The sequence below is a fragment of the Bacillus sp. FSL K6-3200 genome (assembly GCF_038630485.1).
Classification (GTDB): domain Bacteria; phylum Bacillota; class Bacilli; order Bacillales; family Bacillaceae; genus Bacillus; species Bacillus safensis.
Window position 1 is genome coordinate 1,449,490 of sequence record NZ_CP152032.1, and the last position, 14,706, is coordinate 1,464,195.

At 39.3% G+C, this 14,706-nt stretch carries 14 protein-coding genes; 11 read left to right on the forward strand and 3 right to left on the reverse strand.

All coding sequences use genetic code 11. The annotated features are described in order from the left end of the window. Nucleotides 1–8: 8 nt before the first annotated feature. The gene (gene dnaN / locus MHI60_RS07365) at nt 9–1,145 is read right to left on the reverse strand and encodes a DNA polymerase III subunit beta (protein WP_048238334.1); all 1,137 of its coding nucleotides are present in this window, start codon (nt 1,143–1,145) and stop codon (nt 9–11) included. Between the two features lie 196 nt (nt 1,146–1,341). Further along, nucleotides 1,342–2,682 (reverse strand): chromosomal replication initiator protein DnaA, encoded by a 1,341-nt coding sequence (gene dnaA, locus MHI60_RS07370; RefSeq protein WP_024424073.1) that lies wholly within the window; start codon nt 2,680–2,682, stop codon nt 1,342–1,344. Nucleotides 2,683–3,302: 620 nt separating this feature from the next. On the opposite strand from dnaA, the gene rpmH reads away from it, so the two are divergent. From rpmH to MHI60_RS07420, 10 genes are all read left to right on the forward strand, one after another. Then, on the forward strand, nt 3,303–3,437 hold the full coding sequence (gene rpmH / locus MHI60_RS07375) for a 50S ribosomal protein L34 (RefSeq protein ID WP_073208224.1): 135 nt from the start codon (nt 3,303–3,305) through the stop codon (nt 3,435–3,437). Between the two features lie 78 nt (nt 3,438–3,515). Further along, entirely contained in the window at nt 3,516–3,875 is a 360-nt protein-coding gene (gene rnpA, locus MHI60_RS07380; RefSeq protein WP_008360906.1) for a ribonuclease P protein component, read from the forward strand. A 158-nt stretch (nt 3,876–4,033) separates the two neighbouring features. Beyond that, nucleotides 4,034–4,816, forward strand: a complete 783-nt coding sequence (spoIIIJ, locus tag MHI60_RS07385; protein ID WP_089374159.1) for a YidC family membrane integrase SpoIIIJ — start codon at nt 4,034–4,036, stop codon at nt 4,814–4,816. Next, on the forward strand, nt 4,813–5,436 hold the full coding sequence (gene jag / locus MHI60_RS07390; protein WP_095410044.1) for an RNA-binding cell elongation regulator Jag/EloR: 624 nt from the start codon (nt 4,813–4,815) through the stop codon (nt 5,434–5,436). Before spoIIIJ ends, jag begins: the two co-directional genes overlap by 4 nt. Nucleotides 5,437–5,837: 401 nt before the next feature. After that, a complete protein-coding gene (gene mnmE / locus MHI60_RS07395) occupies nt 5,838–7,217 on the forward strand; it encodes a tRNA uridine-5-carboxymethylaminomethyl(34) synthesis GTPase MnmE (protein WP_048238331.1) in 1,380 nt (459 codons plus the stop codon). A gap of 17 nt (nt 7,218–7,234) precedes the next feature. Next, nucleotides 7,235–9,121 (forward strand): tRNA uridine-5-carboxymethylaminomethyl(34) synthesis enzyme MnmG, encoded by a 1,887-nt coding sequence (gene mnmG / locus MHI60_RS07400; protein ID WP_095410043.1) that lies wholly within the window; start codon nt 7,235–7,237, stop codon nt 9,119–9,121. 13 nt (nt 9,122–9,134) lie between these two features. Continuing rightward, nucleotides 9,135–9,854, forward strand: a complete 720-nt coding sequence (rsmG, locus tag MHI60_RS07405; RefSeq protein ID WP_024424068.1) for a 16S rRNA (guanine(527)-N(7))-methyltransferase RsmG — start codon at nt 9,135–9,137, stop codon at nt 9,852–9,854. 105 nt (nt 9,855–9,959) lie between these two features. Continuing rightward, a complete protein-coding gene (gene noc / locus MHI60_RS07410) occupies nt 9,960–10,835 on the forward strand; it encodes a nucleoid occlusion protein (RefSeq protein ID WP_024424067.1) in 876 nt (291 codons plus the stop codon). Nucleotides 10,836–11,317: 482 nt separating this feature from the next. After that, a complete protein-coding gene (gene soj, locus MHI60_RS07415) occupies nt 11,318–12,079 on the forward strand; it encodes a sporulation initiation inhibitor protein Soj (RefSeq protein ID WP_008360890.1) in 762 nt (253 codons plus the stop codon). Continuing rightward, nucleotides 12,072–12,926 (forward strand): ParB/RepB/Spo0J family partition protein, encoded by an 855-nt coding sequence (locus tag MHI60_RS07420; protein ID WP_144484288.1) that lies wholly within the window; start codon nt 12,072–12,074, stop codon nt 12,924–12,926. Before soj ends, MHI60_RS07420 begins: the two co-directional genes overlap by 8 nt. A 25-nt stretch (nt 12,927–12,951) precedes the next feature. On the opposite strand, the gene yyaC is transcribed toward MHI60_RS07420, so the two are convergent. Further along, the gene (gene yyaC / locus MHI60_RS07425) at nt 12,952–13,578 is read right to left on the reverse strand and encodes a spore protease YyaC (protein WP_144484285.1); all 627 of its coding nucleotides are present in this window, start codon (nt 13,576–13,578) and stop codon (nt 12,952–12,954) included. A 72-nt stretch (nt 13,579–13,650) separates the two neighbouring features. Between yyaC and MHI60_RS07430 the strand changes: the two genes are divergently transcribed. Beyond that, nucleotides 13,651–14,706 (forward strand): hypothetical protein, encoded by a 1,056-nt coding sequence (locus MHI60_RS07430; protein WP_144471547.1) that lies wholly within the window; start codon nt 13,651–13,653, stop codon nt 14,704–14,706.

Below are 14,706 nucleotides of genomic sequence, written 5' to 3' on the forward strand. Positions count from 1 at the left end.
AGATTGAATTAATACGTTCTTACCGGAAGAATCAATTGCAAGATAGAATCATCATTCGGCGTACGCAGCAGGAATGGTCTCATTGCACCAGTGAAGCTTACATGAATATCTGTTCCCTCTAATACTTTTAACGCATCCAGCATATATTTTGGACTGAAGGAGATTTTAAGATCTTCCCCTTTAATCTCATCTGCTTGAACCGTCTCCACCACTTTACCGATCTCAGGTGAATTAGAAGAGATTTCAAGGCTTTGTTCAGGATCAGCTGACAGTTTCACGACATTATTACGTCCCTCTCTTGCCAAAAGTGATGCACGATCAATGGCTTGAAGGAACTCTTTCGTGTTGACTACGACATCCGTTTTACTTTCTTGCGGGATCAGACGAGCTGTATCTGGATAATTACCATCCAGCAATCTTGAGAAGAACAGGACGTTTTGTGCTTTAAAAAGAACTTGTGTTTCTGTAATCACGATGCTCACAAGATCTTGTCCATCATCAAGAATTTTACTTAGCTCTGTTAAACTCTTCCCTGGAATCACGACATTATACGAACTTTCCTCGTTAATATCTAACTTCGCTTTTCTTAAAGCAAGACGGTGGCTATCCGTCGCCGTGCATATTAATTCACCTTTTTCGACCTTCCAGTTTACACCTGTCAAGATAGGTCGTGTTTCTGAGGTGGACACTGCAAAAACAGTTTGACGAATTAAATTTTTAAGCAGATCTGTCGGAATTTGAAATGCATGATGCTCTTCAATTTGTGGAAGATGCGGATATTCTTCAGCATCTAAGCCGTTTAGGTTAAATTCCGCTGAACCAGAGCGGATAATGGTCAGATGATTTTGTTCTACTTCAATTTCAACAGTAGCCATAGGCAGTTTCTTTACAATTTCACTAAAGAAGCGGGCTTGAAGCACAATACTTCCCGGACGATCAATGGTGATAACCTCTAAATCTCCATCTCTTTGAGGGATGAAAGATTCAATTGAGATATCAGAATCGCTTCCTGTTAGAGAAACCCCTTCATCAGACGCAACAATTTTAATCCCTGTCAAAATAGGAATCGTTGTTCTAGAGGATACGGCCTTTAATACATCTTGGACACTTTGGACAAGACGATCTTTTTGAATCGTGAATTTCATAGTGGTCCTCCTAAATTTTCTTAATGACATGTATATATATTTTATTAATAAAAATCGTAGAAGTAATAGTAGGGCTTGTGAATATGTGGATAAGTCCAGAAAAAGAAAGGAAAGACAGCCTATCCACATGTGGACAGACTGTGTATGACTATGCTCTAGTTATTCACATTTTCCCGTACTTATTATATCAGCTTGGTTATTTTAATTGTTCTTTGATCTCTTTGACATGCTGCTGAAGCTGTTCATCTTCAACGATTAATTTCGAAATCTTCTCATGAGCATGAATGACAGTCGTATGATCACGACCGCCAAATTCTTCTCCGATTTTAGGCAGAGAGGAATCGGTCATTTCTCTAGAGAGGTACATGGCAATTTGTCTTGGATAAGCAACTGACTTCGTACGTTTCTTCGCCTTGAAATCCTCTAATCGAATATTAAATTGCTGACCTACAATTCTTTGAATATCTTTAATTGTAATGACCTTTGGCTTCGATGAAGGAATGATGTCCTTTAGCGCCTCAGCTGCTAGATCTGCATTAATGTCTTTATTAATTAAAGATGAGTAAGCAACGACACGAATCAAAGCACCCTCCAGCTCACGAATGTTGCTGTCGATTTGATTGGCAATGTACAGCATGACTTCATTTGGAATGTCTAAGCCTTCTGCCTTTGCTTTTTTTCGCAAGATCGCGATACGCGTTTCTAAATCTGGCGGGGTAATGTCTGTAATTAAGCCCCATTCAAATCGAGAGCGTAATCTGTCTTCAAGTGTCGGAATTTCTTTCGGAGGCCGGTCACTAGAAATGACGATTTGCTTACTTTCTTCGTGAAGTGTGTTGAATGTATGGAAAAACTCTTCTTGTGTTTGTTCTTTTCCTGCTAAAAATTGAATATCATCTATCAAAAGCACATCTACATTCCGATAGCGGTTACGGAAGTCGACAGCTTTGTTATCTCGGATTGAGTTGATAAATTCATTAGTAAATTTTTCAGATGATAGATAGACCACTTTGGCTGATGGATTATGGTCGATCACGTAATGACCAATCGCATGCATCAAGTGAGTCTTTCCTAAACCAACGCCCCCATAAATAAAAAGCGGGTTATATGCTTTTGCTGGTGCTTCCGCGACTGCAAGTGAAGCGGCATGAGCAAAACGGTTGCCTGAACCAATAACAAAAGTATCAAATGTATATTTTGGATTCAGCATATTTTGTGGAATGTCAACGGGCTCTTCTTTAGACATTTTTTTGATAGGAGACTTTGGCATGGCTTCCTCTTCGTCCTGATTTTGAGGAATAATAAATTTAATGCTGAGCTCTTCACCTGTTAGTTCATAGATGGTATCAGCAATTAAGTGAAGATATCTTGACTCGAGCCAATCTCTAGCAAATTCATTAGGTGCCGTAATTGTAAGCGTATCTCCCTGAAGAGAATGGGCTTTTGTCGATTTCATCCATGTCTCAAAACTGGGTTTGCTTAATTTTGTCTCTATTTTTTGAAGTGCTTTATTCCACAGATCCAAAATATTTTCCATAAGGCTTCTCCCCCCTCCTTTTCTTTTTAAAATGACCAGTATCAAACTGTTATAGAACACGAAAAAGAGCAAATGGTCATCACCATTCGTGCACATACATTGTTGAAAACAATTAATATAGTAGAAAAACGTCTTTTCGACAAATTACACAAGCTGTGGATAAACAATTCAACAGGCTGTGTAATAACTTTCCACAGGTTATCCACAAATTGTGGATAATATAAATAGGCCAGATAACTAATTAAGAGTTAAAACACAAATATAATATCAAAATAAACAAGATGGTGCAATGGGTGTCACAAACTTATCCACACACTTTACAGCCTGTTGAAAAATAATTATCCACATCGGTTATTTGTGTGAAAAAAATGTCGATAATGGATGTGGATAGTCTAAATATGCCGGAAAAATATCCACATCCTTGTTTTGAAGGTCTTTTAGGAGGAAAAAAAGAATAAAATGCTGGAAACTGAAAAAGAAGGTTTCTTCGTTTGATAACTTATGTTATGCTAATAAGGTTGATAATAAGAGTTTTATCATTGATATTGACAATCGATGGGTTACACAAATATAATGAGTTAGACTGTCTTAAACAGCTATTCCTCAGGGAGGTGTCATAAATGAAAAGAACGTTTCAACCAAATAACCGTAAGCGTAGTAAAGTTCATGGCTTCCGCAGCCGTATGAGTACTAAAAACGGACGTCTAGTTTTAAAGCGACGCCGCAGCAAAGGTAGAAAAAAATTATCAGCTTAGGCCACTGAATAATGTCAGTGGTCTTTTTTACATAAAATCGTAAATGAACTGTCAGTTTTTATCGGAGTGGAAGAAAACATGAAGAAGCGAAACAGGCTAAAAAAAAATGAAGAGTTTCAAAAGGTGTTCAAAAAAGGTCAATCAATGGCGAATCGCCAATTCGTTATTTACCAGCTGGATCAACCAAATCAAGATGAACTGCGTTTAGGATTGTCTGTCAGTAAGAAGATTGGTAATGCAGTGATAAGAAATCGAATTAAACGACTGATCCGTCAGGTGTTTTTAGAGGAAGGTCATAAGTTAAAGCAAGAAAAAGACTACATTGTCATTGCACGAAAACCAGCGAGTGAATTGACCTTTGAAGAAACAAAGAAGTCTCTCCAACATTTATTTAGAAAATCCGCTGTTTATCAACAACAACCGAAAAAGTCTTCGTAATAGAAACTTTCGTTGAATCAATTTTTAAAAGCGCTTCCTTCATCTAGTGAATTAAAATGAAACCACCACTTTGCAAAGAAAAAATGTTACCATACTGAATAGGTGAGTCACTTTCGTAATCAATTCCAACTTAAATAAAGTTTGAAGTAATGGGAGGAATCTTGTTGAAAAGGCGATTATTACTAATATTTAGCTTGATTGGCGTATTGGTTCTATTGGCAGGATGTACACAGATCAATGAACCAATTACATCAGATAGTAAGGGATTCTGGAATTCTTATATTGTTTACCCGCTATCTCAATTAATCACGTATATGGCAAACTTAACTGGTGAGAACTATGGTGTAGCGATTATTATTGTGACACTGTTAATTCGCTTGCTTATTTTACCATTAATGATTAAACAGTTAAGAAGTACAAAAGCGATGCAAGCATTACAGCCTGAATTGAAAAAGCTTCGTGAAAAATACAGCTCTAAAGATCAAAAAACACAGCAGCAGCTACAGCAAGAAACAATGGCCCTTTTTCAAAAAAATGGCGTCAATCCATTAGCAGGCTGTTTCCCGATTTTAATTCAGATGCCAATCCTAATTGGTTTCTATCATGCAATTATGAGAACAGCAGAAATTAAAAAGCATACATTCTTATGGTTTGACTTAGGCAGCCCAGATCCATTGTTCCTATTACCGATTATTGCGGGTGTAGCTACTTTCATTCAGCAAAAGCTGATGATGGCTGGAAATCCTTCGGACAACCCTCAAATGGCTATCATGCTATGGGTGATGCCGATTATGATCATTGTGTTTGCAATTAGTTTCCCAGCAGCACTTTCATTGTATTGGGTTGTAGGTAACATTTTCATGATCATTCAAACATTGGTGATTAAAACGCCTCAAGTAAAAGTTGATACAAAAGAAAAAGCAGGCGGGAATAAAAAATGAAGGAAATAACTGCTGTCGGTCGCACAATCGAAGAAGCAGTAGATTCCGGACTTAAACAAATTCAGCTACTAAAAGAAGAAGTAGAAATCACAATAGTAGATGAAGGAAATAAAGGGTTTTTAGGATTATTTGGTAAAAGACAAGCTGTGGTCAAGTTAGTAGAAAAGGTAAATGCACTTAAATTAGCTACACAGTATTTAGATAAAATTGTTAAAACGATTGATCCTAAAGCAAAGATTATTTCCAAACAGGAACCGAAAAAGATTTCTTTTCACATTGATGGAGATAAAACGTCATTAATGATTGGAAAAAGAGGACAAACATTGTACTCTTTAGAAACGTTGGTACAGTTAGTGTTTAATCGTTATTCTGATCAGTATCATCATATAACAATTGATATTGGCGATTATAGGAAGAAACGACAAGAAGCACTTGAACAATATGCCGTCAAGACAGCAAATCGGGTTTTAAAAACGAAGAGAAAGGTTCATTTAGAACCTATGCCTTCGAATGAGCGAAAAATTGTTCATGATGCGATTGCTGCATTCTCTAAAGAACTTGCAACGGCATCTGAAGATACAGGCAGCAAACGTCATGTTGTGGTGCTGTATAAAAAATAGCAGAAAGACTAAGATTCAGCAAAGCTGGATTTTAGTCTTTTTTTATTGAAAAATTGCTTTTTATAGAGGATTCATCCTTTATTTCTAAAAAATGAGTGTGTGATATGAGTGGAAAATGCCATTTTTACAAGTAAGTAAAGGGATCAGGGCGTTTAAATTTATTGGATTTAGGTGTAAGATGTGAAGACAAGTTTCAAACGTCGTTATTCACATGTGGATAAGTTAAGTGTTAAAATAGATAAGATGAAAAGCTGTGGATAATTAGATAGGGGATACTTTCACTTCGCTTTCATTTATGGTATCTTTAAATTTTGGATTAAGCGTTTTTGATATAGAGATGGACAATGTCCATTTAATAGATAACAGACTGTCTATTAAGTAGAGAAAGAGGTGAATGAGTGATGGATACAATTGCAGCAATTTCGACACCGATGGGTGAAGGAGCAATTGCGATTATTCGTTTAAGCGGGCCTGATGCCGTACAGATTGCTGATCGGATGTATAAAGGTCCTAAGGAGAAAAAACTTGTATCGGTGGATTCCCATACGATTCACTATGGTCATATTGTGGATTCTAGCACTGAGCAAGTAATAGAAGAGGTCATGGTGTCCGTATTAAGAGCGCCAAAAACATTTACGAGAGAAGACGTTATTGAGATTAACTGCCATGGCGGAATTGTAACGGTCAATAAAGTACTACAGCTTGCTTTAAGAGAAGGAGCAAGATTAGCGGAGCCAGGTGAGTTTACAAAACGAGCTTTCTTAAATGGAAGAATTGATCTTTCGCAGGCTGAAGCAGTAATGGATTTGATTCGCGCAAAGACAGATCGTGCGATGAATGTAGCGATTACTCAAATGGAGGGACGCCTCTCCGGTTTGATTAAACGACTTCGCGGCGAGATATTGGAAACACTGGCCCATGTTGAAGTCAATATTGACTACCCTGAGTATGACGATGTTGAAGAAATGACGCATCGAGTCTTAGTTGAAAAGGCAACATCAGTGAAAAAGGAAATTGAGTCACTGCTAACGACTTCTCAGCAGGGGAAAATACTGCGCGAGGGCTTATCTACTGTCATTATTGGAAGACCGAATGTTGGGAAGTCTTCCTTGTTGAATAGTCTTGTACAGGAAACAAAAGCAATTGTTACGGATATTCCTGGAACAACAAGAGATGTCATTGAGGAATATGTAAATGTTAGAGGTGTACCGCTTCGTTTAGTCGATACTGCGGGTATACGTGAGACGGAGGACATTGTTGAGCGTATAGGGGTTGAACGATCTAGACAGGTCTTAAAAGAAGCTGACCTGATTTTACTTGTGCTCAATTATAGCGAGGAATTATCAGAAGAGGATATCAAACTATTCGAGGCCGTCTCAGGGATGGATATCATCGTGATCGTGAATAAGACAGATCTTGAGCCTAAGCTTGATATCGAAAAGGTCAAGCAGTTAGCGAAGGATCGTCCGGTGGTTACTACATCATTATTACAAGAAAAGGGGATTGATGAGCTTGAGATCGCGATTCAATCACTATTCTTCACGGGTTCAATTGAAAGTGGAGATTTAACGTATGTAAGTAACACGCGGCATATTGCTCTCCTTCAGGAAGCAAAACAATCCATTGAGGATGCTCTTGAAGGAATTGAAATGGACGTACCGATCGACATAGTTCAAATAGATTTAACACGCTGCTGGGAACAGCTAGGTGAAATTATTGGGGATGCTGTTCATGAAAGCTTGATTGATCAGTTATTCTCTCAATTCTGTTTAGGAAAGTAAAGGGAGGAACATTAGAAATGGGTTATGAAGCTGGCAATTATGACGTGATCGTCGTGGGTGCCGGTCATGCTGGAGTTGAGGCTGCTCTTGCTTCTGCAAGACAGGGCGCCAAAACACTTGTATTGACTATCAACCTCGATATGGTTGCTTTTATGCCATGTAATCCGTCCGTAGGCGGCCCCGCAAAAGGGATTGTCGTCAGAGAAATTGATGCTCTAGGCGGGGAAATGGCACGAAATATAGATAAGACGCATATTCAAATGCGCATGCTGAATACGGGGAAAGGACCTGCTGTTCGTGCATTAAGAGCGCAAGCAGATAAGTTCCAATATCAGCATGAAATGAAAAAAACAATGGAAAATGAACCAAACCTGACAATGCTGCAAGGTATGGTAGATCATTTAATTGTAGAAGATGATGAATGTAAGGGTGTTGTTACTCAAACAGGGGCGAACTATCGTGCGAAATCTGTTGTTTTAACGACAGGGACTTTCTTAAAAGGCCGCATTATTTTAGGAGACCTTTCGTATTCAAGCGGTCCAAATAACCAGCAGCCTTCTATTAAATTATCTGATCATTTAGCAGAACTAGGATTCGATTTGGTTCGCTTTAAAACAGGAACACCTCCTCGAGTGAATAGCCACTCGATTGATTATAGTAAAACAGAAATTCAGCCAGGTGATGATGTACCGCGGGCGTTCTCCTATGAAACGGTTGAATATATTACTGACCAGCTGCCATGCTGGTTAACTTACACGAGTTTAGAGACTCATCAAATTATTGATGAGAATCTTCACCGTTCTCCAATGTATTCAGGTATGATTAAAGGAACTGGTCCTAGATACTGCCCGTCTATTGAAGATAAAGTGGTTCGTTTCAATGATAAACCGAGACATCAAATTTTCTTAGAGCCAGAAGGTCGTAATACGCAGGAAGTTTATGTTCAAGGATTGTCTACAAGTCTTCCGGAGGATGTACAGCAGCGCATGCTTTCAACCATCCCGGGGCTCGAGAATGTACAAATGATGAGAGCGGGTTATGCCATCGAATATGATGCGATTGTGCCTACTCAGTTGTGGCCTACACTTGAGACGAAGAAAATTTCCGGATTATATACAGCCGGCCAAATCAATGGTACGTCTGGTTATGAGGAAGCAGCAGGTCAAGGGATTATGGCAGGTATTAATGCAGGAAGAAAAGCATTAGGTAAAGAAGAAGTCATTTTAAGCCGATCTGATGCATATATCGGTGTTCTCATCGATGACCTTGTCACAAAAGGAACAAATGAACCTTACCGTCTCTTGACATCACGTGCTGAGTATCGTCTACTTCTACGTCATGACAATGCTGATTTAAGATTAACTGAACTTGGCTATCAAATTGGATTAATTTCTGATGAAAGATTCCAAGCATTCCAGCAGAAAAAAGAAGCCATTGAAGCAGAGAAAAAACGTTTATATTCTGTCATCATTAAACCAACAGCAGAGACTCAAGAATTTATTCGTTCACTCGGCGGAAGTGAGCTGAAGGACGGCATTCGTGCAAGCGATTTGATGAAGCGTCCAGAAATGAATTATGAATCTGTTGTGAAATTAGCTCCTGCTGAAACACCGCTTCCTTCCGATGTGTGTGAGCAGGTAGAGATTCAAATTAAATACGAAGGTTATATTGAAAAGTCACTCCAGCAAGTTGAAAAACTGAAAAAGATGGAGAACAAAAAGATTCCTGATCGTATTGATTATGACGCCATCAAAGGAATTGCAACTGAAGCGAAACAAAAGTTGAAAGAAGTCCGACCGCTTTCTGTTGCACAGGCTTCTCGTATTTCAGGCGTTAACCCTGCTGATATTTCTATCCTTTTAGTATATTTAGAGCAGGGGCGTATTGCGAAGATAGCAGAATAGAAAGGATGTCGGCATGAACATTGAACAATTTACAGCAGCACTAGAGGAGAAAGGGATCACTCTTTCTCCTGTGCAGCTTGAACAATTTGAAACCTACTTCCGCATGCTTGTAGAATGGAACGAGAAAATGAATTTAACTTCCATTACTGAAAAGGAAGAAGTGTATTTAAAGCATTTTTATGATTCAATATCAGCAGCATTTTTTATTGATTTTCACAAAGTGACGACCATTTGTGATATTGGAGCTGGTGCTGGTTTTCCAAGCATTCCTCTTAAAATTTGTTTCCCTCATCTACATGTGACCATTGTTGATTCTCTACAGAAACGAATTACGTTTCTCAATGAGTTAGCAAAAGGATTAAACTTACAAGATACTACTTTTTATCATGATCGTGCGGAAACGTTTGGGCAACGTAAGGAAAAGCGTGAAAGCTATGATCTTGTCACTGCTAGAGCAGTTGCGCGTTTATCCGTCTTGAGCGAACTATGTCTGCCTCTAGTGAAAAAGGAAGGATTGTTTGTTGCCTTAAAAGCATCTGCCGCTGATGAAGAAATGCAAGCAGGGAAAAAAGCCGTCACAGTCCTCGGAGGAGAGGTAGTTGAAAAGCATTCCTTTGTTCTTCCTTTAGAAGAAAGCGAACGGAACATCATTGTCATTGAAAAGAAAAAGCAAACACCAAAAAAATATCCTAGAAAACCAGGAACACCTAATAAATCACCAATAGAAGGTTGATCATGTAAAAGGTCGGTTTTTCTTCAATATTTATGATTTTACAGAAGGAAAAAACATGAGAAAATAGAATTATAAAAAGGTAGTTTTTAAAGGTGGTGTAGGTTCATGAAGCATTCACTCTCACGCTTCTTCGGGCTTGGAGACAAAGAACATCCTGAGCGTGAAACCGAAATAGAGGCAGAGATTGCTGAGCATGATACATTAAAGGAAGAGATACAGGAGCTCCCGGTCGACACAATTATGCCAAACCGTTTTCAGCCACGCACCATTTTTTCAGAAGAAAAGATACAAGAGCTGGCCACGACGATTCATACCCATGGCATTATCCAACCTATTGTTGTTAGACCAACAGAAGAAGAGGGAAAATATGAACTGATCGCCGGCGAAAGACGTTGGAGAGCGGTACAGACTCTTCAATGGGAGAAAATCCCCGCTATTATAAAAGATTTTACTGATACGGAAACGGCATCTGTGGCGTTGATTGAAAATTTGCAAAGAGAAGAGCTGTCTTCTATTGAAGAGGCTCATGCTTATGCACGTCTTTTAGAGCTTCATGATTTAACACAAGAGGCGCTTGCTCAGCGTTTAGGCAAGGGACAATCAACTGTTGCAAACAAATTAAGACTTTTAAAGTTGCCTGAAGAGGTACAACAGGCCATTTTAGAGAAAAAAATCTCTGAAAGGCATGCACGTTCACTTGTGCCCCTAAAGCTTCCAGAATTACAAATCGCGCTATTGCAGGAAATCATCGAAAAGCAGTTGAATGTGAAACAGACTGAAGAGCGTGTAGTGAAGATGCTTGAACAAAAAACAGATCGCAAACCGAAGCCAAAACGTAAGGCGTTTAGTCGTGATACACGAATTGCGATGAATACCATTCGTCAGTCTCTCCACATGGTAGAAGACAGCGGACTTAAGATAAATACCGAGGAAGAAGAGTTTGAGGAATATATCCAATTAACGATTCGAATCCCTAAATAGAAAAAAGCTGATGAGCGCCACTCGTCAGCTTTTTTTGTAAATCTTTTCTTTTACTCTTGTTATCATTTGTTATTTACTGTTTGCTTTTGCAAATAAAATGACAAAATTATGATGAAACATAGTGTTATTTCTAAAGAAGTGACTGTTCAGCATTCGCACCAAGAGGGGACGATCCACTTGATGATTGCTGAAGTTGATCCGAAGAACTATGACTTGCGAGACATTTAAGACTTGTGAACACACAATCACCTAGTCCAAAGCAAATGTGAGCAAATGCCTTACAATTTAAGTTTCGACACTGAAAAAGATATATCAATATACTTTTTAGGTGTGTTTTCATTTGTCCTTTTATGTACGAAAAGGCACATTCACTGACGAATTTATAATAGGGAAACAAAAAAAGCAAACGTTTCATACTTTTTTTGATAGAATAGGAAGTATGAATGAATGAGAAACTTGTTAAGTTGAAAGTGGGTGACATCGTGGGAAAAATCATAGCGATTACCAACCAGAAGGGCGGCGTCGGGAAGACGACAACTTCTGTTAATTTGGGTGCGTGTTTAGCATACATAGGCAAACGAGTGTTGTTAGTTGATATTGATCCGCAGGGCAATGCCACGAGTGGTATTGGGATTGAGAAGGCCGACGTAGAGAAGTGTGTGTACGATATTTTAGTTGATGATGCAGATGTTCTTGATGTGATTAAGACGACAGAGGTCGAAAATCTTGATGTCATTCCTGCGACGATACAGCTTGCAGGGGCTGAAATAGAGCTTGTGCCTACAATCTCACGTGAAGTGAGGCTGAAGAGAGCACTTGAATCTGTTAAGCAGAATTATGATTATATGATTATTGACTGCCCGCCATCACTTGGACTGCTGACGATTAATGCGTTAACTGCATCCGATTCCGTTTTAATACCAGTTCAGTGCGAATATTATGCGCTTGAAGGATTGAGCCAATTGTTAAACACAGTTCGTCTCGTGCAGAAACATTTAAATACCGATCTTGCCATTGAAGGTGTCTTGCTGACAATGCTTGATGCCCGAACAAACCTTGGGATTCAGGTTATCGAAGAAGTGAAGAAGTACTTTAGAGATAAAGTCTATCAGACTGTCATTCCAAGAAATGTGAGGCTGAGTGAAGCGCCTAGTCATGGGAAGCCGATTATCTTGTATGATCCACGTTCAAGAGGTGCAGATGTCTATTTAGACTTAGCAAAGGAAGTGGATGCGAATGGCTAAAGGTCTTGGAAAGGGTATTAATGCACTATTTAACAACGTAGACTCAAATGAAGAAACGGTTGAAGAAATCAAATTAAAGGATCTGCGTCCGAATCCGTATCAGCCAAGGAAAACGTTTGATGATAATGCGTTGTCTGATCTGAAAGAATCGATTCAGCAGCACGGTGTTTTACAACCAATCATTGTTCGTAAATCGATTAAAGGATATGACATTGTAGCAGGTGAACGCCGTTTTCGCGCAGCACAACAAGCTGGTCTGACAACAATTCCTGCGATCGTTCGAGAGTTTTCAGAAACGCTGATGAGAGAAATTGCCCTTTTAGAAAACCTGCAGCGTGAGGATCTATCTCCACTAGAGGAAGCGGAAGCCTATGCGTCCTTGCTGGATCATCTCAGTGTGACGCAAGAGGAATTAGCGAAGCGATTAGGGAAAAGTAGACCGCATATTGCGAACCATCTCCGTCTATTGACTTTACCAGATGACATCCAAAAGCTGATTGCAAATGGAACGTTATCAATGGGACATGGCCGGACATTGCTTAGCTTAAAGAACAAAAAGAAGCTGGCGCCTTTGGTAAAGAAAATCGTGGATGAGGGGTTAAACGTACGTCAGGTTGAGAAACTTGTTCAGCAGTTAAACGAAAATGTTCCACGTGAAACAAAGAAAAAAGAAGCACCAAAGGATCGAGTGTTGAAAGAAAGAGAGTCTTTCTTACAAAACTACTTTGGTACTTCAGTGACGATCAAGAAACAGAAGAAAAAAGGAAAAATTGAGATTGAATTTCTCTCCAATGAAGATTTAGAAAGAATTCTTGAATTGCTTTCTACGAGGGAATCATCAGAGTGACCATCTTGATACGAGATGGTCTTTTTTATATTCTCCCAGTGATATTTTGAATAGGGGTGAAGAGAGACCGTCTTTTTTCTCTCGTCCAATCCATTTGGTCAATGTGAGATAGACTTTCAGAAAGTGTATTGGCCATAGACATGACTAGATGAAGACGTGTGTTTTGGAGAACGAAGTATTCCATGAAACCACTCACATTGACGATCCCATTAATATGAATATCTCCTACCTCTGGCAGCTCCTTTTGCACACCAGCTCCAGGCTTTAACGGCCCATCTCCAATTTGAAAGGAACCGACACTTTTCACTCTTCCTAAACAGGCATCAACCGCTACAATAAACGGGTTTTTATGAGCTTGTTCAATTTCTGCGAGCTTTTCTTTTAAATTGACTGCATGCACTGGGTCAGAGAGTGTTCCATATACATGAAGCTTTTTCAAATCCAGACCTGAAAGCTTTGTACCAACAAGTGGACCTAGAGAGTCGCCAGTTGAGCGGTCTGTTCCAATACAGACGATGGCAACGGGTCTTTTTCCTGCTTTCTGAAGATGCGAGAATAAAATACTTTTAAGCTGTTGAATGGCATTTGTATCCGTATGGGACACGTATTCTTTCACCCTATTTCTAAAAAAAAGACCGTTCTTGCTATTCATAGGTCTCACTTCCTTGTCATAGTAGTTAGTAACAGTATACGGAAACAAGCTTAATTCTATACCTATGAGGTGATGATTGTGTGGAAGGCTGGTTCAAGGTGGACGCTTTTAATTTTAGGAAGCTTAATAGGAGCGGGATATGCTTCCGGTCAAGAAATTTGGCAGTTTTTTGGCATTGATAGTGGACTAGCCATTCTACTGTTTACATTGATGTTTATGCTGTCTACCTATGTGGTGTTAAAAATCAGTTATGAGGTGCGTGCCGATCACTTTGTGCCAGTGCTGGAACGGCTTGTCGGTCCATGGCTGGCTAAGGTGTATGACGTGTTAATTGTCCTTTATTTATTCACGACAACGACGGTCATGATTGCCGGAGGCGGAGTGACTCTTGAGATGTATCATGTGCCTTTTTGGGTAGGCATCGGCGCGTTCTGTTTGTTTTCATTTATGATTTTTTTCTGGGATGTGAAAGGGCTTTTATCTGTGAATGCTTTCATTATACCAATTTTGGTGGCAGGGCTCATCTATGCGTTTGTTTTTTATTATATGAACCATGATCATATGTGGCGGATTGATTTTGGACAGCAGTACAATTGGCCAGCCAGCATTGTCTTTGCTTCTTTGAATATATTATCTGTTGTCGCTGTGCTGTCTTCGGTTGGGAAAGAAATGAAGGGGCTTGGGGAAGCCAAAGTGGCGAGCATATTAAGCGGTCTCATTTTTGGTGTGATCTCGTATGTGTATAACGAAATACTGGTTGATATTTCTGGAAGCCTTTCAGCAGAGGGAATTCCTTTGTTTACAGTATTAGAAGGGGCGCCGACGTCTTTGTTTGTATTTATGACCGTTGTCCTTTGTCTAGCGATTTATACAACGACGGCAGCAGGTTTATTTGGATTATCCAGCCGGATGCTTTCTTTTGTACGAATGCCCCGCTGGCTGGTTGTATTGGTGATGCTTCTTTTGATGGCACCTTTAACCTCTCTTGGATTTGCCGATTTGATTGCTTTCTTGTATCCGATTTATAGTTTGTTGAATCTGTATTTGCTCGTCTGTTTAATGCTATACCCGATTTTAAGTAAAAAGATATTTTCTCGGTCTAAAAATTATATTGATAAAATAAAATAA